This is a genomic window from Pedobacter terrae (assembly GCF_036946585.1).
Lineage (GTDB): Bacteria > Bacteroidota > Bacteroidia > Sphingobacteriales > Sphingobacteriaceae > Pedobacter > Pedobacter terrae_C.
In genome coordinates this window covers 178,151-201,576 of record NZ_JAQIIV010000001.1, presented here as the reverse complement: position 1 = coordinate 201,576, position 23,426 = coordinate 178,151, and the positions used below count along the sequence as shown (strand labels likewise).

Annotated in this window: 12 protein-coding genes; 10 read left to right on the top strand and 2 right to left on the bottom strand. The window is 39.7% G+C overall.

The genetic code is table 11. The features are described from left to right. Nucleotides 1-924: 924 nt before the first annotated feature. From PGN18_RS00905 to PGN18_RS00865, 9 genes are all read left to right on the top strand, one after another. On the top strand, nt 925-3,843 hold the full coding sequence (locus tag PGN18_RS00905) for a ligand-binding sensor domain-containing protein (RefSeq protein ID WP_335317464.1): 2,919 nt from the start codon (nt 925-927) through the stop codon (nt 3,841-3,843). Nucleotides 3,844-4,104: 261 nt separating this feature from the next. Continuing rightward, entirely contained in the window at nt 4,105-7,248 is a 3,144-nt protein-coding gene (locus PGN18_RS00900) for a SusC/RagA family TonB-linked outer membrane protein (protein WP_335317463.1), read from the top strand. A 12-nt stretch (nt 7,249-7,260) separates the two neighbouring features. Beyond that, nucleotides 7,261-8,787 (top strand): RagB/SusD family nutrient uptake outer membrane protein, encoded by a 1,527-nt coding sequence (locus PGN18_RS00895; protein WP_335317462.1) that lies wholly within the window; start codon nt 7,261-7,263, stop codon nt 8,785-8,787. A 149-nt stretch (nt 8,788-8,936) separates the two neighbouring features. Next, the gene (locus PGN18_RS00890; protein WP_335317461.1) at nt 8,937-10,277 is read left to right on the top strand and encodes a glycoside hydrolase family 30 protein; all 1,341 of its coding nucleotides are present in this window, start codon (nt 8,937-8,939) and stop codon (nt 10,275-10,277) included. Between the two features lie 17 nt (nt 10,278-10,294). Then, on the top strand, nt 10,295-12,046 hold the full coding sequence (locus PGN18_RS00885; protein ID WP_335317460.1) for a cellulase family glycosylhydrolase: 1,752 nt from the start codon (nt 10,295-10,297) through the stop codon (nt 12,044-12,046). 85 nt (nt 12,047-12,131) lie between these two features. Beyond that, complete coding sequence (locus PGN18_RS00880) at nt 12,132-13,259, top strand: multiheme c-type cytochrome (RefSeq protein ID WP_335317459.1); 1,128 nt, start codon at nt 12,132-12,134, stop codon at nt 13,257-13,259. Between the two features lie 95 nt (nt 13,260-13,354). Then, nucleotides 13,355-15,679, top strand: a complete 2,325-nt coding sequence (locus PGN18_RS00875; protein WP_335317458.1) for a TonB-dependent receptor — start codon at nt 13,355-13,357, stop codon at nt 15,677-15,679. 4 nt (nt 15,680-15,683) lie between these two features. Next, a complete protein-coding gene (locus PGN18_RS00870) occupies nt 15,684-16,490 on the top strand; it encodes a DUF4249 domain-containing protein (protein ID WP_335317457.1) in 807 nt (268 codons plus the stop codon). Between the two features lie 43 nt (nt 16,491-16,533). Next, nucleotides 16,534-17,493, top strand: coding sequence for a 2-hydroxyacid dehydrogenase (locus PGN18_RS00865; RefSeq protein WP_335317456.1), 960 nt, complete (start codon nt 16,534-16,536; stop codon nt 17,491-17,493). A 150-nt stretch (nt 17,494-17,643) separates the two neighbouring features. Here PGN18_RS00865 and PGN18_RS00860 read toward each other — a convergent pair whose 3' ends face one another. Together PGN18_RS00860 and PGN18_RS00855 are read right to left on the bottom strand one after the other, a co-directional pair. Beyond that, on the bottom strand, nt 17,644-20,370 hold the full coding sequence (locus PGN18_RS00860) for a carboxypeptidase regulatory-like domain-containing protein (RefSeq protein WP_335317455.1): 2,727 nt from the start codon (nt 20,368-20,370) through the stop codon (nt 17,644-17,646). 473 nt (nt 20,371-20,843) lie between these two features. Beyond that, nucleotides 20,844-21,476, bottom strand: coding sequence for an NAD(P)H-dependent oxidoreductase (locus tag PGN18_RS00855; protein ID WP_335317454.1), 633 nt, complete (start codon nt 21,474-21,476; stop codon nt 20,844-20,846). A gap of 445 nt (nt 21,477-21,921) precedes the next feature. Here PGN18_RS00855 and PGN18_RS00850 point away from each other — a divergent pair, with 445 nt between their 5' ends. After that, entirely contained in the window at nt 21,922-23,319 is a 1,398-nt protein-coding gene (locus PGN18_RS00850; RefSeq protein WP_335317453.1) for an IS4 family transposase, read from the top strand. Nucleotides 23,320-23,426 lie beyond the last annotated feature (107 nt).

The window sequence follows — 23,426 nt, the reverse complement described above, 5'->3', positions numbered from 1 at the left end:
GCAAGCTTATTAACTAGGTTTTTACCATATAAGATGTATAAAGAACACATCAGCTTACATGATCTTAAATTTCTTATGTAGCTACAACCTATTGGAATATGTTCAGTACAAATAAACCACAGTCTCCAATAAACTAGCCCTGATTGAACGGAAAGCCCGGAGCGCAGCGAGGACTTGAAGGGAAAGCGGGACTAAAACGTACCGAAGCACTACAGGTACTGCGCTTCCAAATAATAGGAAGACTAAAGCTGAAAGACCAAAGCAAAAGCTTAGATGTTCAAAGATGCCTTTAAAATAGTGTGCATTAAACGATGCAATCATTTAGCTATTTATGCACGCGTTAGAAACGCGCGCAAACTTAGTAACTAGGGTTTTACCATATAAGATATATAAGGACATATAAACTTACATGATCTTAAATTTCTTATGTCACTACAAACTATTGGAATATGTTCCGTACAAATAAACAAACCACAGTCTCCAATAAACTAGCCCTGATTGAACGGAAAGCCCGGAGCGCAGCGAGGACTTGAAGGGAAAGCGGGACTGAAACGTGCCGAAGCACTACAGGTACTGCGCTTCAAAATAATAGGAAGACTAAAGCTGAAAGACCAAAGCAAAAGCTTAGATGTTCAAAGATGCCTTTAAAAATAGTGTGCATTAAACGATGCAATCGTTTAGCTATTTATGCACGCGTTAGAAACGCGCGCAAGCCTCAACACATCAGCTTACATGATCTTAAATTTCTTATATGTTTAGAAATTTTCGGGATGTTGTTTGGTATAAATAAACCACAGTCAATATCTGAGCACAAACTACCTATTCTCGCGATAGAAATGTACGCAAGCGATTGAAATTAAAAGCGTGGCTAACCAGATTTAAAATTATATATTTATTATTGCGTTTTAACCATCACTAACCCAAATGAAGAAACTTTTACTAGCAATATTATTCTTCTTAACTACTTATGCTACCCATGCACAGGTGCTATTGGGTATTCCACAGGTAGTAAACTACAGTAATGAACAATATAATGGCGGCATTCAGAACTGGGATGTGGAGCAGGATAAAAATGGCACCTTATACTTTGGTAATAATGAGGGACTGCTTACTTTTAATGGCCGCTACTGGAACCTGTTCAGGTTACCCAATTTCACTTCGGTACGGTCGGTAGGGATCGATTCTAAAAACCGTATTTATGTAGGTGGACAAGATGAGTTTGGTTATTTCTATCCTAATGCACAGGGCGTGTTAAAATATACCTCGCTGTTAAACCTATTGCCCGAAAATATGCGGAAACTGGCCGATATCTGGGGTGTTTCAGTCGTTCGGGATGAGGTGTTTTTCAGGTCGATACATGCTATTCTGCATTATAAGGATGGGGTAATTAAAAGTTATAAAACCAATACCAACTGGATGTTTATGGGTACTGCAAAAGGCAAAATCTTTTCGCAGTCGTCTGATTCGGGCCTTATGATTTACGATCGTGGTATGTGGAAACCATTTTGCAAGGATAGTATTTTAAACCGTTCCGGTATTACCGCTGTATTGCCTTACAGTGGTGATACTTTACTGATTTCGATGTTAAAAAAAGGATTATTTTTACTTATTAACCATCAACTAAAACCTTTAAGTAGTAGGATAAATCAGATTTTTTTAAACGAACGGATTTATCTTGCCACCCAGATCAGCTCAGATTTATATGGGGTAGCCACCACTTCTGGGGGGGTGTATATTATGAATAAAAAGGGCGATCTGGTACAGAAATATAACTACAAAGAAGGTTTGCAGAACAATAACGTAAGGGGTATACTGTTGGATAAGGATAAAAATATGTGGCTGGCCCTTGATGACGGGATTGCTTATGTGGCCATCAACAGTGCCGTGAAAAGCATTTCTCCTGATCGCAATAAGCAGATTACCAGTTATGCTTTCCGCAAATATGGCAAATCCATTTATATCGGTACCTCTAACGGTTTGTACCATGCCAAAATTAATACGTCCATGCCAGATTTAAGCTATTCGCCCGCTAATTTCGAAGAGGTAAAGAACAGTAAAGGGCAGGTATGGGGATTGGACGAAATTAACAATCAGCTGCTGATGGCGCATGAAGATGGAACGCTCCTCGTGAGAGAAAATACTGCCACTCCGCTGTACAGTTCAATTGGTACCTGGATGTATCAACCCATAGATAATGTTTATCCGAGCAAAGAGGTAATAGCGGGTACTTATGCAGGATTGCAGGAAATTACTTACGATGGAAGCCGATTTATAAATGGTGGTAAAATTGCAGGTATTAACGAAACCCTCAGGTTCATAGTAGCTGATAATAATAATCCTGATCAGATTTGGGCTTCGCATCCTTATCACGGTGTATATAAAATAGAGCTGAACCCTGATCATAAATCTGTGCTGCGCACCACCTTATTCTCTGATCGGGATGGTTTACCAACCAAGCTTTATAATTATGTATTTCATATTAAAAACAGGGTTGTCATCGCCACTACAAGTGGGATTTTTGAATATCATGCCGGAAATAAAAAGTTTATCCGCTTTAAATTATTCGGCTCTGCCCTTAACGGTATCCCTATTCAATACTTAAAAGAAGATAATGATGGTAATATCTGGTTTATAACTAATAAAAAAGTGGGTGTAATCGATTTTCATAGACCGAGCGGAAAAAATGCTTTCAGTATTTTATACCTGCCGGAGCTGAATGGAAAAGTGGTTGGCGGTTTCGAATCGATATACACACCCGATAGCAAAAATATATTTATAGGGGCCAACAAAGGAGCTTACCATATCAATTACCAAAAATACATTCAGAATATTACCCGGCCAAACGTGGTGTTGGGTACCGTAAAATTGATGGGTAACAAAGATAGTGTAGTTTTTGGGGGCTATTTTGTAAATAAGGGAAACATTGTGCCTAAGCAGGAGCTGAGTGATATACCTGAATATGTAAACAGCCTAAATTCGATCCATTTCGAATATGCCTCTACCCTTTTTGAGCATGATAAAAATATTAAATTCAGTTATCAGCTTGCCGGCTTTGATAGCAAATGGTCTGCATGGAGCACTAAAAGCGAAAAAGATTATACCAATTTGCCCGCTGGTAAATATACGTTTAATGTTAAGGCGAGTACCGGTATCAGTAACGAATCGGAGGTGGTCAGTTATACTTTTGTGGTGCTACCGGCCTGGTACAATACCACCTGGATGCGGATTTTTTATCTTATTTTAATTGTAATGGCCCTTAGGTTAATTATCAGGTGGCAAAGAAAGAAACACATTAAAGAACAGGAACGCATGAGCTATCTGCACCAGTTGGAGCTTGATCGAAATGAAAAGGAAATTGTACGGCTTCAGAACGAAAAGCTAGAAGCCGACGTAAATTATAAAAACAAAGAACTTTCTACCATGACCATGCACCTCGTACAACGTGGAAAGGTTTTGGCCAAAATTAAGGAAGTGATATCTGCGGTAATTAAAAACCACGACCTCAACGAAAGTTCGCCGAGTTTCAGGCACCTGATCAGGCTGATTAAAGATGTAGAAAAGAAAGACCAGGAGCTGGATCACATGAGTGTACACTTTAACCACGTGAACACCGAATTCTTTACCCGGCTAAAGGCTCTCTATCCAGACCTCAGCCAGAATGATCTAAAGTTTTGCGCCTACCTCTCAATGAACCTTTCTTCAAAAGAAATGGCCCAGCTGATGAACGTAACGATTAAAGCAATTGAGGTAGGTCGTTATCGCCTTCGAAAAAAACTCCAGCTAAAACCAGAAACCAACTTGTATGAATTTCTGATTGAAATAGCACGACAAAAAACGCCTTAAACGTATATTTTTGTTACAAAAGCATTTATTTTCGATATAAATGTTTAAACATCTGTAATACAGAATTTTATGATTATCCTGTAGGGCTTATGTAGGCCTATTCTTTCCTTTATTTAGTCTTTTTTAAGGCTGCTGTATGGTTGGTGTAGTAGTATTGAATTCTGCTATTGCGCAACACGTGTATAGATTTGATTCATGAAACAGCAACCAGTAAGACTGTATCATGAGCTAACCAAATTCATTAACTTAAAAGTAATTTCTATGAGAAGAAGATTTACATTCGTATTCTTCATTTACTGTATCCTCGCATTCCCGTTGGCCTTATTGGCACAAGACATTCCCGTTACAGGAAAAGTAACGGAACAAAACGGTAGTCCTTTACCAGGTGTAACCGTTCGTCTGGAGGGTACAACAAAAGCCGCATCTACAGATGCCAATGGTGTTTTCAGTATTCAGGCACCAGTAGGTGGAAAATTAAACATCAGTTTAATTGGTATGACTACACAAACGGTAACAGTTCCAGCTGGTGGCCGTATTAACGTATTGCTATCTGCCAATTCAAAAGATTTAACAGAGGTAGTAGTTGTGGGTTACGGTACACAGAAAAAAGCACTCGTAACCGGATCTATCTCCAGCGTAAAAGCGAAAGACTTGGAATCGATGCCAATTAACAGAGTAGAGCAAGCCTTGCAAGGAAGAACATCTGGTTTAACCATTGCCAGTGGTAATGGACAGCCTGGTTCTGCCTCAACAGTAAGGGTAAGGGGTTTTACCTCTTTCGCATCTTCTGGCAATAATGATCCGCTTTGGGTTGTAGATGGTGTAATTGTAGATAATGGCGGTATTGGCTATTTAAACCAATCAGATATAGAATCTATTGAAGTTTTAAAAGATGCCGCCTCGCAAGCCATTTATGGTGCCAGAGCAGCCAACGGTGTAATTATTGTGTCTACCAAGGAAGGTAGAGAAGGTAGGTTATCTATAAATTACAATGGATTTTACGGTACTCAAGCGCCTGCTAAAAAGTTAAAACTGTTAAATGCTACCGAATATGCTACCATCAGGAATGAAGCCTATGCAAACAGTTACAACGCAGCAACCGACGGTACCTTTACACTTCCATATGCAAATCCATCTGCTTATGGTGAGGGTACTGATTGGCAATCGGTTGTTTTTAATAACGATGCCCGCAGACAGACCCATGAGTTTAGCGTTTCAGGCGGAACCAATAAATCAACCTTTTATACTTCCTTCGGTTACATCGATCAGGAAGGTATTGTATCAACACCTATCTCTAATTTTAACCGGGCAAACATCCGTCTGAATTCTACATTTAAGCCTGCCAAGTGGATCAGCTTTGGCGAGAATCTAGGTTACAGTCATTCGGTTAATAAATCATTGGGTAATACCAATAGCGAGTTCGGGGGGCCTTTAAGTTCAGCCATTCATTTAGATCCAATTACGCCGGTTATTCAAACCGATCCGAGCCTGATTAGCAAATCTCCTTATACCATAGCCAATATCATAAGAGACCCGGCAACGGGATTTCCTTATGGTATTTCGGGTCCAGTTGGTCAGGAAATGAGTAATCCTTTGGCGTACAATCAAACGAGATTAGGTAACTATGGTTGGGACCATAACATTGTTGGTAATGCTTTCTTAGAAATTGAGCCTATTGAAAATTTAAAATTCAGGTCATCATTAGGAACTAAAATTGCTTTTTATGGTTCTGAATCTTATACCCCTTTATTTTGGTTAAGTCCTTCCAATACCAACAGTAAGGCGAATTTCTATCGCGAGATGAACATGACCTTAAATTATAACTGGGAGAATACCATTAGCTATTCTAAAAGTTTCGGTAAACACCATGCTTATGCTATTTTGGGTCAGGGGTATTACATGGATAACAATAACCGTGGTTTAAATGTCAGGTTTAATAACATCATTGCTCAGGATTTTTATCAGGCCAACTTAAATTATAAGCCGGCAACTGCCGATATCCAGGGTGATGGTAGCGATGCTACCTTGCATGTGGTTAACTCTTTATTTACCCGTGTAACTTATGATTATGACGAGAAATATCTATTTACGGGTATTATCCGTCGTGATGGTTCTTCACGTTTCGGTACCAACAACCGCTTCGGTTATTTCCCTTCAGCATCGGTGGGCTGGGTGCCTTCAAAAGAGGCCTTTTGGAAAGAAAACAAGGTGGTTAACTTCTTAAAATTACGCGGAAGTTATGGTATTACAGGAAATGATGCCATTGGCGATTTCAGTTACATATCATTAGTAAATAGTGGGCGTAACTATACATTTGGTACCACTGATGTAAGTACCATTGGATGGAGTCCGGCTGCATTATCAAACCCTAATCTGAAATGGGAAGAAACCCACCAGACAGATATCGGTTTAGATGCCACTTTGTTTAACGATTTTAGTTTGAGCGCTTCTTACTTCAAAAAGAAAACCATTGGTGTATTGCAAACGCCTTCTATTCCACTTTATTTGGGTGCAGCAGGGGGAGCCGCAGAAAATGTTGGCGATATGCAGAATACCGGTATAGAATTCGAATTAGGTTATCGGAAAAAAATTGGAGAGCTTAATTTAGGTATTAATGCCAATATCTCTACCTTGAAAAATAAGGTAACCAAATTATTGCCTGGAAGAGAATTTATTGAAGATAATGCACAAAGCTTTCAAGGAATGGGCAACTTTACCCGTACCGGACTTGGACGCGCATTTAATGAGTTTTATGGGTATGAAGCGCTGGGCATTTTCCAGTCGCAAGCAGAGATTAACGCTTACAGAGGACCAGCTGGTACCATATTGCAACCAAATGCAAAACCAGGGGATATTAAATTTGCTAATCTTGATGGAAATGAAACGATAAATGGTAGCGATCGTACTTATTTAGGTAGTCCGCTTCCGAAATATACTTATGGTATAACCATTAACCTGGCTTATAAAAACTTTGATTTTGTTGCTTTCGGAAACGGCGTAGGCGGAAACATGATTTTCCAGGGATTAAGACGTTTAGATGTAACTTACGGAAACTGGCAACAATCCATTCTGGATAGATGGACACCAACCAACACTTCGACTGATATTCCTCGTGTTGCAGATAAAGATCTTAATGGAAACTATACTAAATTCTCTAAAAACTATTTAGAAAAAGGTGATTACTTCCGTTTAAAAACCCTTCAGGTAGGTTACAATCTTCCAAATGACTTAATTAAAAAAATCGGTGCACAAAAAGTTAGGGTGTATCTGATGAGTGAAAACCTGTGGACCATTACAAAATATACAGGTTATGACCCTGAGATCGGCGGAACGGTATTGGGTGTAGATCGTGGCGTTTATCCGCAGGCACGTTCGTTTATGGTGGGTTTAAATGTTGGATTCTAAGAAAAATTAAAAATGAAAAAGAATATTTTAGCTATTGCAGCCCTTTTAACCGCTTCTCAGCTTATCGTTTCTTGTCAAAAACAGCTTGAGGTAAATCCACGAGAGCGTATATTGGAGACAAATTATTATCAAAATCAGCAACAGGCATTTACGGGTTTGGTAGCGGTTTACGATCAATTGGGTAATCAATCGAGCGGTTACCTCACTAAACTTAATTTATTCAGCTCCGCATCAGATGATCACTATGCTGGTGCCGATTCTCCATCAGATTTGGGAGATATGCAGGCCATGAATAATTATACAGTGAACTCTTTATCTGGTGCCCCAAGTTATTTGTGGAGTAAAGGCTTTACCGGTGTTTATCGTGCAAATGTGCTATTGAAAAAAATAGAAGGCATTAACATGGATGCCTCAACCAAGGCAAGGTATATTGCTGAAGCTAAAGCATTAAGGGCTATATTTTACTTTGATTTGGTACGTATTTTCAAAAATATACCGCTAATCCTGGCGCCGATAGAGCCTTCTGCTATGTTCGATGTTACGCAAGTTGCGCCGGCAGATGTATACAAACAGATAGAACAAGATTTAAAAGAGTCATTATCCGCTCTTCCGGTAACCATCCCTACAGCAGATGCAGGACGTTTAAACCAAGGTGCAGCACATGCGGTTTTAGGTAAGGTTTATTTATGGCAGGAAAAATGGGCACTGGCAGCAGCAGAGTTTGCCGAGGTTAATGGTACAGCACCTGGTGCAAGTACCTATGGCTATAAATTATTGCCAAAATTTGCCGATTTATGGAACTGGAAAAATAAATTCAATTCAGAGTCTATCCTCGAACTTAGTTATAATACTACGTCTAACATGGGTTGGGGTAACGTTGGCAGCCGTGAAGGTAATGTGATGGGCATCCTGGTAGGGCCTCGTAACTATGTACCTGTAATTGCTTCGCAAGCACCAGACTATGTTTCGGGCTGGAGTGTGATGCCAATAACCAAGGAACTGTTTGATTTAATCCATTACGATCCGCGTAACAAACCTACTGTTGCCAATTTAGATAGTTTGGAGAAAGCAGGTATTGTAACCTATAAACATGCTAATGATAATACCGGATACTTTGTTGAAAAATATGCTGGCAGAGTTTCTACCAAAGCTGCCGTTGGCCAGTTGGAACTAAACTTTGGGCAGAATATGTACGAAATCCGTTTAGCTGATACCTATTTAATGGAAGCCGAAGCTTTGTTGAGAAGCGGTGCTGCGGTTGGTGCAGGTTCCAGAGCATATATTTTCTTGAATGCTGTAAGAGCCCGCGTAGGCTTAAATCCTGTGGCGGTAACTATGGATAATATCATGAAAGAAAGACGTCTGGAACTGGTAGCGGAAGGCCAAAGATGGTTTGATTTAGTGAGATGGGGACTGGCGCCTACTAAACTGGCCTTTAAAGGATTTCAGGCAAATAAAAATGAAACCTTGCCTATCCCGCAAGCGGAGTTAAACAACACCAAAATTGTACAAAGTAAAGAGTGGGGTGGCACTAAATAAATAAACTAGAGTCTATATATCCTTAAAGTTTAATTGTTACAGGGAGAGAGCGAAGTCTTTCTTCCTGTTTTTTATCTGCTTATTTTTCTTATATGCTATTTACCAAGTCCGTTGGACTCTTAATGGGTTGTGCTTTTACTTTTTCGGTTATGGCACAAAACCAACCACAGGTATGGTTAACCAAAGCCGATCGTACTGCTTTATTTACACGCCAGGCAACAGGTTTAAAATTGTCTGCAGCTAAGAATAAACAACCTGTAATTGTAATCAATGATAAAAAAACTTTTCAAAGTATAGATGGTTTTGGCTACGCTTTAACCGGGGGTAGCGCGCAGCATATTGTAAAAATGTCGGCGCCGGCAAGGGCTACTTTGCTTAAAGAACTTTTTGCAACCAATGGCAATCATATTGGTGTAAGTTACATCAGGTTAAGCATTGGTGCATCTGATTTAAACGAAAAAGTATTTTCTTACAATGACCTTCCGGAAGGGGAAACTGATTTGGAACAGGCTAAATTTGATTTAGGTCCTGATAAAGCAGATGTTATTTCGGTAATGAAGGAGATCCTGGCCATTAATCCTAAAATTAAAATAATGGGTTCGCCATGGTCTCCTCCCTTATGGATGAAGACAACATATGATGCCCGGGGCGGGATGCTTAAACCAGTATACTATGCAGCTTATGCCAAATATTTTGTGCGTTATGTGCAGGAAATGAGAAAGGAGGGGATACCTATCGATGCCATCACGGTGCAAAACGAACCTTTGCATCCTGGTAATAACCCCAGTTTATTTATGGCTGCACCTGATCAGGCGCTTTTTGTAAAGCAGTTTTTAGGCCCTGCTTTTGTAAAAGCCAATATCAGGACCAAAATTATTATTTACGATCACAATGCCGATCGTCCCGATTATCCGATCAGCATTTTAGATGATCCCGAAGCCAAAAAATATATCGAAGGTTCTGCATTTCACCTTTACGGCGGAAAGATTGAAGCGCTGACTGATGTGCACAATGCTCATCCAGATAAAAATATCTATTTTTCTGAACAAATGGTGGTAGAAGAGCCTGATGCCACAACCATTAATATCATCAATCCGGTAACACGTTTAATTATCGGCGCCACTCGTAACTGGGCAAAAAATGTGTTGGAATGGAACCTTGCTGCAGATTGGGAAAATAAACCTTATACCGATAGGGGAGGTTGTTCGATGTGCCAGGGAGCGGTTACCATAAATGGCGATCATTATAACCGTAATCTGGCCTACTTCTCCATTGCCCATGCCTCAAAGTTTGTTAGGCCGGGATCCGTAAGAATCGCTTCTTACGAGCCGGATGGTTTGGCCAATGTAGCATTTAAAACCCCCGATGGGAAATATGTACTTATCGTGGCCAATACGGGCAAAACAGCTGCTGCATTTAAGATTAGCCTTAAAGACAAAACCTATACTGCGGCGCTCGATAAGGGTTCAGTAGCTACTTATATCTGGTAAATTCAATTCATTTAACTATGTTTTTAAAAAAATCACTTTTGTCTGTTTTTTTGTTCAGTAGCATTTCGTTAGCCGGTTTTGGTCAGGGGTTTTTAAAAGCATCGGGCACAAAAATTATTGATGGACAGGGCCAAAACGTATTGTTGCGCGGCATTGGTTTAGGCGGCTGGATGTTGCAGGAAGGCTACATGCTAAAGATTAATAAAGAGGCACAACAATACCGCATCCGCGAAAGGATTGCAGACCTGATGGGGCCAAAGCAAACACAGGAGTTTTATGATGCATGGCTGGCTAACCACATGCGTAAAATTGATGTTGATTCGATGAAACGCTGGGGTTTTAATTCTATCCGATTGCCCATGCATTATAATCTTTATACCCTGCCGGTTGATCAGGAACCTGTAGCTGGTAAAAATACCTGGCTTGAAAAAGGTTTCGCCTTAACCGATAGCTTGCTCAATTGGTGTAAAGCCAACAAAATGTACCTTATTTTAGATTTACATGCCGCACCTGGCGGTCAGGGAAACGATTTAAACATTGCCGACCGCGATCCATCGAAACCCTACCTATGGGATAGTGAGGCTAACCAGGAGAAAACCATGGCCCTATGGCGAAAACTAGCCGAACGTTATAAAAATGAACCCTACATTGGCGCTTACGATATTATAAACGAACCCAATTATGGCTTTAGTAATCCAGAAGAAGATAAAAACGGTACTAAAGAAAAAGTAAATGCTCCCTTAAGAAAACTGATGGTGGATATTACGAAGGCCATCCGCGAGGTAGATCAGCAGCACCTCATTATTATTGAAGGTAATGGCTGGGGCAACAACTACAATGGTATTTTTCCGCTTTGGGATAACAATATGGCCTTAAGTTTTCATAAATACTGGAATTACAACGATCAGGCTTCGATAGCACACATCATTAAAGCCCGTGATGAGCAGAACGTACCGGTTTGGCTGGGTGAAACCGGCGAAAACTCGAATGTCTGGTTTACTGATGCCATCCACCTTTTGGAAAAAAATAACATCGGCTGGTCGTGGTGGCCTTTAAAGAAAATGGGCGTCAATAACCCCATGCAAATTAAATCAAACCCCAATTACGATGCACTGGTTAAATACCTGAACAACGGCGGCAATAAACCTAAAGATAGCAACGTATATAGCGGCCTGATGGAGCTGGCCATTTATTCGAGGCTGGAAAATACCATCATTCACCGCGATGTAATTGATGCGATGATCCGCCAGCCCTTTAGCAATGAAACCAAGCCTTTTAAGGCCAATTTAGTTCAGAACAAAGGCATTATTTACGCGGTTGATTATGATTTGGGAAAAAACGGATTTGCCTATTTCGATCATGATACGGCTGATTACCATACGGTAACGAACAAACAGACGGCTGGAAACCGCGGAGGTATTTACCGCAATGATGGTGTTGATATTGCGAAAGATTCACTTCAGTACGAAAAATATTATGTAAACCATATCGAACAAGGAGAGTGGTTGCAATACACCGTTAAGGTATCACAAAAAGGCAACTACACTTTAAAAATAAATGCAGCAGCCGATCAGGCAAGCGGGCGGATTACCATTTTAATTGATGGTAAAACCATTGCCAGCGAAGTAGCAGTTCCCAATACTGGCAATATGAAAAAGTTTGCCACTTTCGAAATCAAAAATGTTCCTTTAAATAGCGGATGGCAAAAAATCAGGCTGGTGGCTGCCAATGGTGGTTATAATTTTAGCTATATTCAATTTATAAAATAAGGCAAAAATTATTTTGAAAGGTATAAAGCGGATCCTGGTTATTTTAGGAGCGATAACAATCGTTATCATTATCCTTTCAAGATGCATGAATGCAGCCGACGCATTACCAAAAGACATTAGGGGTGAAGCTTACACCGGTGCTGCCACCTGCGTAAAGTGCCATCAGCAGATTAAGCAATCTTTTGCGCATAACGCACATGGTTTAACTTCTAAACCTGTGTACGATCGGGAACTGTTAAAGGTTTTTTCCCCCGATTCTAATGTCTTTAACTTTGATGCGCATCAAAAGGTAGTTATTGAGAAAAGAACTGGCGGTGTTTTCCAGGTCGCATATGTAGATGGAAAAGAGGTACGTGCCGAAAAGTTTGATATGGTATTTGGTTCGGGCGAAAAAGCTTATACCTATGCTTATTGGAAGGGTAAGAAGCTATATGAGTTGCCACTTTCCTACTTCTCTGAAATCCGTAACTGGGCCATTAGTCCGGGTTTTACCAATCAAACCTTTTATTACGACCGTCCCATTGGTAGCCGTTGCTTAGAATGCCATGCTTCTTATGTAGATAAAAAAGTAACCCAAACTTCAGGCATTACCACTGATGAGGACATGGAGCGTGGCGCCTTGCTTTATGGTATCGATTGTGAACGTTGCCATGGACCTGGCAGACAACATGCGGTTTTTCATCTCGAAAATCCAGCACAGAAAACCGCCAAATTCATCACCATTTATAAAACATTAAGCCGTAAACAAAAGATGGATGCCTGCGGAGTGTGCCACTCCGGAAATGCCTTGGTTGCCCAAAAATCGGTTTTTGGTTTTACCCCCGGTGACAATTTAGATGACTACTACGCACAGGATTTTGTGGGTTTTGGTGGTGGCAATCCAGATGTACATGGCAACCAGACCAGCATGTTAATGGGAAGCAATTGTTATCGGAAAAGCCAAAATATGACTTGCCAATCTTGCCACAATACACATGAAAATATTAAAGGTAATTTAAAGATTTACTCGCAACGTTGTATCAGCTGTCACCAAAGTATCAGGCATAGTGAAGTTACTTTGGCAAAGGGATCGCTCAGCACAAATTGTATCGATTGTCATATGCCTAAAGAATCTTCCAAATTAATTACCTTTCAACAGGCAGGTCAGGCTCATCTGAGCCCGTACCTTTTACGTTCACACCGTATTGCTGTTTATCCTGATATTAATAAATAAGAACCAAGCTTTCATTAAGAAATCCTCCATTATCTAATAATAGGGGTTGAATTTCGTACATTTGGTTTCTACCTAAAAATCAGATAGTAGCCGATATGTCCATAAAATACTACTTAACTTTATTTTTTTTCCTTTTTTTCACTACCTCTGTTTTTGCTCAAAAGAAATTTACCCTTAGTGGTACCATCCGCGATGCAGGTACCGGCGAAACCTTAATTGGTGCAACGGTGCGAATTTCCGGTACTTCCAATGCAGCAACTTTAACCAATAATTATGGATACTTTGCTTTAACACAGGCCGAAGGAACTTACACTGTCGCGGTAAGTTATACTGGTTATACACCCATTGTTAAAACCATCAACTTAACAAAAGATATCAAGTTAAATGAGGAATTAAGAAGTGCAAATGATCTGGACGAAGTAAAGGTAAGCGCCAATAACCGTAAAAATGAAAATGTGAAGAGTGCGCAAATGGGTTTGGAAAGGATTGATATGAAGACGCTTAATTCCATTCCCGTATTGTTAGGCGAAAAGGATGTTTTAAAAACGATCCAACTCTTGCCAGGTGTAAAATCAGGTGGCGAAGGAAACACCGGTTTTTATGTTCGTGGTGGTGCCGCCGATCAGAACCTTATCATTTTAGATGAGGCTGTGGTGTATAATTCTTCACACTTGCTGGGCTTTTTCTCCACGTTTAATGCCGACGCGATTAAGGATGTAAGTTTGTATAAAGGTGGCATGCCAGCGCAGTATGGCGGCCGTTTATCATCTGTTTTAGATGTTAAAATGGATGATGGAAACAATAAAGAATTTAAGTTTCAGGGCGGTGTCGGTTTAATTGCTTCGCGTTTAAAAGCGGAAGGACCTATTGTAAAAGACCGTGGCTCGTTTATGGTAAGTTTTCGTCGTACTTATATTGATCTGTTTTTAAGAGCATCGCCAGATTCGTCTGTTAATGGTAGCACCTTAAATTTTTATGATATCAATGCCAAGGCGAATTATAAAATCAACGATAAAAATACCATTTATATCTCGGGTTATTTTGGTAAGGATAATATCGGGGTTAAAGATTTGTTTGAGAATAACTGGGGCAATGTAACCACCACGATCCGTTTAAACCATATTTTTAACGATCGCTTATTTTCAAATACCTCATTAATTTACAACAATTACAATTATACCGTTCGCTTGCTAAACGATGCGACTAATTTCAAGGCTACCTCACTGGTTCGTGATTTCAATTTTAAAGAAGATTTTCAGTATTTCAGCAACAAACATATCCTTAGGTTCGGGCTAAATGCCACCCAGCACCGCATTTCGCCGATTGATATCGATAGCGATGCTTCTTCGCAGGTGAATTCGCTTTCGCAAGAGCGTAGGTATGGAATAGAATCTGCTGCTTATATTGCTGATGAATGGAATGTAAACGAGCACCTTAACTTTTTATATGGCGTACGACTGGCTGCTTTCTCTTTAATGGGGCCTGGTAATTTTAACACCTACAATGCCGCGGGCGAAATTACTTCCACAGAAAATGTAGCCAAAGGCAAATTCTATAAAAATTATTTCAACCTCGAACCCCGTTTTTCGGTAAGTTACCTGCTTAATGAACAAAACTCGATTAAGGCATCATACAACCGCAACACGCAGAATGTTCACATTTTAACCAATGCCACCTCCAGTTCGCCAACTGATCAGTATGTGCTGAGCAGCAATAACATCAAACCCGAAATTGCCGATCAGGTGGCGCTGGGTTATTTTAAAAATATTAAAGAGAATACCTACGAACTCTCTGCTGAAATTTACTATAAGTGGCTGCAAAACCAGATTGATTATAAAAATGCTGCCCAGTTGCTGGCCAATTCGAATGTAGAATCGGAATTGATTTATGGCATAGGTCGCGCTTATGGGATGGAGCTGTTTTTTAAAAAGAAATTTGGCAAGCTGAACGGCTGGATCGGATACACCTTATCGCGTACTGAACGTAAATTTACTGAGTTGAATAATGGTAAATATTTTCCGGCCAGGCAAGACCGTACGCATGATATTTCATTGGTTGGCATTTACAACATGACCACAAGGTGGACGTTTTCATCAAGTTTTATTTACAGTACGGGTAATGCAGTTACCTTTCCGGCAGGAAAATATACCGTTGGCGGGCAACCAGCCTACTATTATACCGAGCGTAATGCTGGCCGTATGCCTTACAACATGCGTTTAGATGTAAGTGCAACGTTAATAGGCAAGAAAAAGGGTAAATACCAATCGAGCTGGAATTTTGGTATTTACAATGTGCTGGCCAGAAAAAATCCTTACTCAATTGAGTTCATTACCGACCCACAAAACCCTAATAAAACGGCCGCACAGCAAACTTCACTTTTCGGGCTTATTCCTTCTGTTACCTGGGATTTTAAATTTTAATGTCATGAAAATACTAACATTATATTTCGCTTTATTTACTTTGTGCCTTTCTTCATGTAAGAAAATTATTTCTATTGATACTGAAAATGCCGATCCACAGGTGGTTATTGAGGGTATCATTAATAACCAATTGATCAATCAGCAAATTAAAATCAGCAAAACGATAGGCTATACGGAAGAAAATGTTTTTCCAGCAATTTCAGGTGCTACGGTTACCGTAACGGATAACAAAGGCAATACATTTATATTTAAAGAGGGAAATAAGCCGGGAACATACATTAATCGCATGAAAGGTGAGCCTGGTGTTACCTACAATTTAAGTGCAACTGTTGAAGGTCAGAACTATACTGCAACCTCTAAAATGCCTAACATGGTTAAACTGGATTCTATCGGGATTATTAATAACAATTTTTTCGGCCGAGAGCGCAAAACAGCGGCAGCTTTTTTAAAAGATCCGGTTAATGAGGCCAATTTTTACCATTTTAACCTTTATGTAAATGATGTATTGTCGCGACGCTATTATGCGTACAACGACAGATTAACCAATGGCAACGATTTGCGGATTCAGCTCTTTTTTAAACCCAACAATGATCATGATAGTGATGAGTTGAACACAAATGATAAGGTTAGGATTGAAATGGAATGTATTGATGGTAATATTTTTAATTATTGGTATGCATTAGGCCAACAGTCAGACCGCGGACCTAACCAGGGTACCACACCAGCTAATCCCACATCAAACATTAGCAATAATGCCCTGGGTTATTTCAGTGCAAATACTTATCAGGTACTTACAACTACGGTGAAGTAAGCATTAATCAAAACTCACGATCAGATTTAACTGTTAAATGAATATGAAAGTATTTATAAGCGGAACCATTGCTCCGGTTGGTTTAAAGCAACTGGAAGAAAATAATATTACCATTACCCAATGGAAAGAAAACAGGCAGATTACGGCAGAAGAACTGATTGAAGCCTGTAAAGACCAGGATGCATTGATTAGCGTTGGCCCAAATAAGTTGGATGCTGCATTTTTAAATGCCTGCAGGCATTTAAAGGTTATTGCGCTACATTCAGTAGGTTTTGATCAAGTTGATTTAAACACCGCTAAAAAATTAAATATTCCCATTGGTAATACACCTGGCGTTTTGAGCAGTGCAACTGCCGATACTGCTTTTTTATTGATGCTGGCTGTATCGCGAAAGGCTTTTTTCTCGCATAAAAAAATTATTCAGGGAGAGTGGAAAAACTATGAGCCCTCACCAGAGCTAGGGATTGAAGTAAATGGCAAAACCCTCGGTATTTTTGGCTTGGGTAAAATTGGCTTAGAAATGGCCAAAAAATGTGCTGCAGCCTACCAAATGAACGTAATTTACCACAACCGCTCGCATAGCGAAGAAGCTGAAAAGGAAATTGGTGCAAAATATGTATCCTTCGAAACGCTTTTGGCTCAAAGTGATGTGCTATCTATCCATACGGCGCTAACGCCTGAAACCAAGGATAAATTTACAATTGATGTCTTTAAGCAGATGAAACCCAATTCGATTTTCATCAATACAGCTAGAGGTGGTATACATAACGAAAATGATTTAATCAGAGCCTTAGAAGAGAAAATGATATGGGGAGCCGGTTTGGATGTCACGAACCCTGAACCGATGGATAAAAACAATCCTTTGTTAGCCATGGAAAATGTTGCGGTTTTACCACATATTGGCTCGGCCACTGAAGAAACGAGGGCAGCTATGGCCAAAATTATCGTGCAGAATATTGTTGCCGGGTTGAAAGGGGAGCAGTTACCGTTTGAGGTGAAGTAGAATGATGTAAGATGTAAGATGGAGGATGGGCAAGGATCCAATTCCATCATCCACCTTACATTTTCCATATAGGCTATTAACAATTTGTGAGTGGTGAAATGGATGAGCGAAAGAATTCAATTCCCCATCATCCATCTTACATTATCCATCCTACTTAACAAGATACTTAAATACTGATCTTCCTAAATTACCATTGGCATCTATACCTTCAATAATTACTTTATACTGTCCTTTACCATCAGCATTGTAGTATTCAAAAGAAGCATTCCCCGTTGCATCAGTAACCACTTTAGGGTTCCAGTAAATGGTGGTTCTTAAATCGCTGCGGTTCATGCTCGCTGGAACATCATATTTAGGAGAGTAAAACTGTTTTTCTTTATTATAACCCTGTGGCGAGAAAGTTAGCTCGTAGTATTTAGGAAGCATGTCCATCAACTGCGCTTTCGAAATCCTGGTGCCTTTAGGTGCTTTTTTCTGGTTAAATACAATTACGCCATTTACATTGTTGGCTCGGTTAACCAGACCTAAGTCGTCTCTTAAAAATATTTCAACCGATTCAAGTTGGTTCACGTCTATCGTATTAATCTGATTTACATCCACAATCATACCATTGATAAAAATACCCATTGGAATTTTTTTGCCCTGGTTGTAATCGCGTGTTACGTAAAAGTTATTATCGGCAAAGGTAACCCCTGCCAGCATACCTTGTAAGCAGTTAATCAACAAACCGCAGCCTTTAAACCGATCGCCACTAACTTCATGGTCGGCCATTTGGCTTAGTCCGCTCAATGCAGGATAATCTTTATGACTTACTTTCGGAACCGCAGCGGCTTTAATGTTTACATCTTTTAAGGTATGTAAATAAGCATATTGTTTTTTGCTGTTATCTAAATAACTGGTCAAAGTACTATCAATATTTAGAACTTCTTCAGCTGCACTAAAATTTCTGGTTAATGTAGGTACAGGTGCGCCATTTAAACTTAAAGTCATGTTTTTATAGTTTACATTGTACTTAGCAGTAATGGTTACTTTCGATGAATCGTTAAATACCAGGTTGGAGAATTTAAAGTTTCCTACAGGATCCGTGGTACCTTCCTGGTTAAAGCGTTTATCTGGAATACTTAAAAGCAGGGCACCTTTTCTCACCGGAATGCCATTGTTTTGACGTAAAATACCAGAAATTTCGATGCCCTGTTCTGGTAAGAAATCAATTTTTGGTAATTTATTGGCGATGATGTCTGTATACTTAAAACCGCGGTAACCCTGAGTAAGGAGTAATACATCTAAATCGGCATTCTTCTTGGCGTCGGGTGCATTAAAATAGTAATTGGCTTTTTCAATATAACCTTTAACATCGCTGCTTAATAACAAGCCTGTTAATATCGTACTGGTGGCATCTTCGCTTGATGGAACTTTGGTTTCATCTACAACAGCTACAGAAAAACTGCCTTCTACAGGAGCACCATCTTTTTTCGCTGCCACATTTATCTTTACCTTTTTCTTGATTCCATAAGTAGTTGCCGCACTGGTTAGTGTTACCGCCATCGTATTTTTATGCTGAACAAAAACCAATCGTTCACTTAATGGTTTACCAAACTCGTTAAATAGCGTAAATTGTGCAATTCCATTTGGGAATTTTGATTTCAGTACAGTGGTATTATATTCCAGGTTGGCTAATGCGGTTTGCGCACCATAACAGATCACGCCCTTACTCTGCGCTATCAAATAAAGCTTTTTACCTTTGTTCTGTTCAAAGAAAGCATCATTAGCCAGGATTTTTATGGCAATATTATCTGCACCCGTATTATCTATGTTTAGCGTAACACCACTTGCCGAAACTGCGGGCAAATTATAAGTTTGTGTGGTGCCATCGGCATAGGTAACGGCAGCCTTATAAGTTTTTCCAGCTTCTGCCAATAGGTTAAAACTGCCCATTCCTAAATGCTGAGCAGTAAAGTTGGCAACAGTTTTGCCATCATTATCGGTTACGGTACCTTTTGAGTTGATACCCAAACCATCACTTTTAATGGCTTTAAAAGCTATTTTATTATTTAGGCCAGCTATTAAACTTCCTCCTTCAGGGAAAAATTGAAAATCCTTGCTTAAGATTGCATTTTTAAGTGGGAAGCTGCTGCTAGCCACATCTTTATCCGTTGTATTAATACTGGTAATCAGTTCGCCTTTTTGTAATTGATATTCTGCCTTTTGTGCATTGCTCATGGCGATATTTAGATAACCGTTCGCATCTGTTGTGCCTCTGCCTTTGGCAATTACGGTAAAACTGGTGACTACCTGCCAGCTCACATTTTTATTAGCGTAAGGTTTATTGCTTGCATCTTTAAATTGTACACGCGCCTCAATTTTTTCTAATTTATCTGTAGAGGTATTTTTATAAGTGATGTGGGTTTTTACTTCTTTATCAATGGCTTCGCCTACGTAAAAAGTTTTGTTAAAATAAGCGGGATCATCACTGTTGAGCATCCATAAAGTATAAGCCCTGATGTGATAGTTGCCTTGTTTGTAGTTAATCTGATCTAAAGGAAAGCTGCCATAAGCAAATCCACCGGTTATGGGTAACTTTAAAGTTTGGATCAACGAATCTTTTTGGTTGATTACATCTACATAGATGATTTTACTGATGCCCGATAAAAAAATCTGGTTTTCGGTAACATAAGCTTTAAACCAAACGGTATCGGCTACAGCATAATAAGGCTTATCAAAATGAAGGTAAATCTTTTCAGCAGGATAATCACTTAATACCTTATTGGTTTTGGCAATGATGCTGTTGATGCTAATGGTATCAGTTTGGGCCGAGGAAGAAAAACTTAGTGCTGATAAGAGAGACAGTATGATAAAAGATAATCTAAAAATCTTCATGGATTGGATATTAATGGCTAAGCCCGTAAATATATCCAATTATAAATAGCTGTCCTAAATTGTGCAAAGGTTTAACATTTTTTTACAAAACTATTGGGCTATAATTTTCTATTCCTTGTGTTCCATATTGCAAATGGATTACAGCATGGAATGGCATTTCCATTCGCTCTATAATCATGCAAAAAATGCTCACGCTCGTTTCTTAACGAGCGTAGAATGATTTAGCGTTTTTAACGCAGCTTATTTGCGATAGAATCGTGGTGCTATTAAAGCTTGCGTTAGAAACGCGCGCAAGCTTTAATGATGTGATCATTGAGGTAAATTTGTATGCAAAGATTGCTATATGCCAATCTACTAGCGGCGCTTCCGTTCGCAATGACGGATTTTTGTCATATAATATCTGGTATGAAAAACTGTAAAACAAAACAAGCCGCTAAATAGCGGCCCGTTTTCAATATAATGGTGTTTGCCTGTTATTTAAATTCAATTAAGAATTCTTCTTTTGGTGTTCGCACTTTTTTAAGGTTTACCAACCAATCGCCAGCTTCGTCCCTGTATCCCAAAGGCAATAAGGTAACACTTTTTAAACCTTTTTTATCTAAACCTAAAAGTTCATCTAAGGCAGGTCCGTTAAAACCTTCCATTGGTGTAGCATCTACTTTTAACACCGCAGCTTCTGCAATGGCAATACCAAAAGCAATATAAGCCTGACGGGCTGCATGGTTAAAGTTTTCTTCTGCAGTTCTAGGTAATAGCATGCCTTTAAGTTGTGCTTTGTAAGCATCTGTAGTATCTAAAGGCAAACCACGTTCTGCATTCATTCTGTCGAAAACAGCATCTATGCCTTCTTCAGTATAATTTTCGTTTGCAGCAAAAATTAATAAATGAGAAGAATCGATTACCTGCGATTGGTTAAAAGCAATCGGCGCAATTTTTTCTTTCAATTCCTGGTTGGTTACTACAATCACTTTAAAAGGCTGTAAACCTGATGATGTAGGTGCCAAATGTGCTGCGGCAATAATTTTATCAACCTTTTCTTGTTCAACCGGCTGACCATTCATTTTCTTAACGGCATAACGCCAGTTTAGGGCATCTATTAAGCTCATATTTTGAATATTTTTTTTAGATTTTATAAGGCAAATATGGAAATAAGGAATAAACCTATTGTTGATGTATGGTAAGAAAATTTAATAGGCGTATTTCGGTCATCTAGGCAGGACTCCATCGTTGTATTTGATGATACATATTTACGGATCCGTCATCCTGAATTTATTTCAGGATCTTTCAGCCGGGCAATTTATTGATCCTATCGGTGGCGTCTTACTTACCGACCGAAATAGAATTAGGAAATGATTGGACTATGGTTCTTGGCGGTTTTCAGCCCCGCTTTCGCTTATAGTCCTCGCTACGCTCCGGGCTATTCCGCTCAATCGCGTTTAGGAACAAGGGTTCGGCATCCTGCAACCGCAAAAATGAAATGCTGTTTTGCCTACCTAGCCCCCTGCCGGTTGCAGCTACTATTAGGACACAAATAAAAAATATCTTTGCAGAATGGATCGCATAGGACATAAACCAGATTTTGATGGGCTTTTGGGAGATAAACGATTAGAGCGTCGAGCAGAGCTGATATCTTCATCCCTACTTCAAAGCAGGAGCTCCAGCATTCATTCAGCTACAAAAAATGAAGCAGAACAGAGAGGTTTTTATCGTTTTCTGGGCAATGAGGCTGTTAATGAGTCCGTTTTGATTAAAGAGATGATACAGCGGTGTGTTAAAAACACGATGGGTAAAGATGTATTGGTAATTCAGGATACCAGTTCCTTCGGTCTAAGCAAAAATGCCAATAACATTAAACCTGGAAGTGGACTCGGTTTGGTTGGGAATAAAACAGGTTTAGGATTTCTTTCCCATGTGAGTTTGGTACTTGATGCCGGTAGTGAAGACATATTGGGCTATTGCGACCTCCAGTTATGGCACAGAACCAGGGACAAGTCGAATAATACCACCAAGGTTTACAAAACAGAAGCGATTGAAGAAAAGGAATCTTATAAATGGATTAAAGCGGGCAAGAAAACCAAAGATGTTTTATCACAGGCAGCCCATGTTACCATTATCCAGGATAGAGAGGGCGATATCTATGAGCAGTTCTGTTTAGTTCCAGATTCCCGTACCAGTTTGATCATCCGGAGCAGGGATAACCGAAGACTGGCTGATGGTTCCAAATTACATTCGGTATTGAGGAACGCCCCAGTTCTGGGCGGATACCTACTAACCTTACCGGCCGACCTGCGCAAAGATAAAACCAAAAGAGTCGTGGAAATGGAGGTAAGGTGTCAAAAGGTAAGTATCAAAAAGCCAAGGAACGGAGTTGGCAAAGAGATAGCTGAAGAAAAAGAACTATATGCTATAGAAGCAAGGGAAAAGAATAATGACACCAAAGATGGCGTGTGCTGGAGGCTGCTCACAGACCAGCCCACCTTAAGCTTAGAGGAAGCCCTGAAGATAGTTTATCGGTATACACAGCGATGGTATATCGAGCAACTGTTCCGCATACTAAAAAAACAAGGTTTTCAGATAGAAGAGAGCCAGTTGGAAACAGGATGGGCAATTAGAAAACTATTTTTGATGGTATTAAATGCAGCACTGAGGGTGATGCAGCTTTATCTGGCCTATGGCAAAGAGGACTGTCAAGAGCTTAAGGAAGTGTTTGATCAACAGGAAATTGATTGTCTGGAAGCTATTGAGAAAAATCATCTGCCAAAAACACCGAAAACGATTAATCCATACCGAAAAGACAAACTCTCCTGGGCAAGTTGGATTATCGCAAGACTTGGGGGATGGAAAGGAAATGTTAGATCCCAACCAGCAGGACCCATTATAATAAAAAGAGGATTGGATAAATTTGAAGATATCTATCAAGGCTGGAAACTTGCGGCATTTAAAACTTAAGATGTGTCCTAATAGTAGCGGCAACCAGGCTGGCGGTTGAAGCGTTACCCTGCAGCAACGAGGTACGAGGCTGCGAAGCGTAAAAGCAAAAAACGGGAGGAAACTTA

What these genes read in the sequence shown, in the direction of transcription:
- PGN18_RS00860 (WP_335317455.1), bottom strand. Translation starts at nt 20,370, where the DNA reads ATGAAGATTTTTAGATTATCTTTTATCATACTGTCTCTCTTATCAGCA.
- PGN18_RS00855 (WP_335317454.1), bottom strand. Translation starts at nt 21,476, where the DNA reads ATGAGCTTAATAGATGCCCTAAACTGGCGTTATGCCGTTAAGAAAATG.
- PGN18_RS00870 (WP_335317457.1), top strand. Translation starts at nt 15,684, where the DNA reads ATGAAAATACTAACATTATATTTCGCTTTATTTACTTTGTGCCTTTCT.
- PGN18_RS00880 (WP_335317459.1), top strand. Translation starts at nt 12,132, where the DNA reads ATGAATGCAGCCGACGCATTACCAAAAGACATTAGGGGTGAAGCTTAC.
- PGN18_RS00875 (WP_335317458.1), top strand. Translation starts at nt 13,355, where the DNA reads ATGTCCATAAAATACTACTTAACTTTATTTTTTTTCCTTTTTTTCACT.
- PGN18_RS00895 (WP_335317462.1), top strand. Translation starts at nt 7,261, where the DNA reads ATGAAAAAGAATATTTTAGCTATTGCAGCCCTTTTAACCGCTTCTCAG.
- PGN18_RS00900 (WP_335317463.1), top strand. Translation starts at nt 4,105, where the DNA reads ATGAGAAGAAGATTTACATTCGTATTCTTCATTTACTGTATCCTCGCA.
- PGN18_RS00890 (WP_335317461.1), top strand. Translation starts at nt 8,937, where the DNA reads ATGGCACAAAACCAACCACAGGTATGGTTAACCAAAGCCGATCGTACT.
- PGN18_RS00850 (WP_335317453.1), top strand. Translation starts at nt 21,922, where the DNA reads ATGGATCGCATAGGACATAAACCAGATTTTGATGGGCTTTTGGGAGAT.
- PGN18_RS00865 (WP_335317456.1), top strand. Translation starts at nt 16,534, where the DNA reads ATGAAAGTATTTATAAGCGGAACCATTGCTCCGGTTGGTTTAAAGCAA.
- PGN18_RS00905 (WP_335317464.1), top strand. Translation starts at nt 925, where the DNA reads ATGAAGAAACTTTTACTAGCAATATTATTCTTCTTAACTACTTATGCT.
- PGN18_RS00885 (WP_335317460.1), top strand. Translation starts at nt 10,295, where the DNA reads ATGTTTTTAAAAAAATCACTTTTGTCTGTTTTTTTGTTCAGTAGCATT.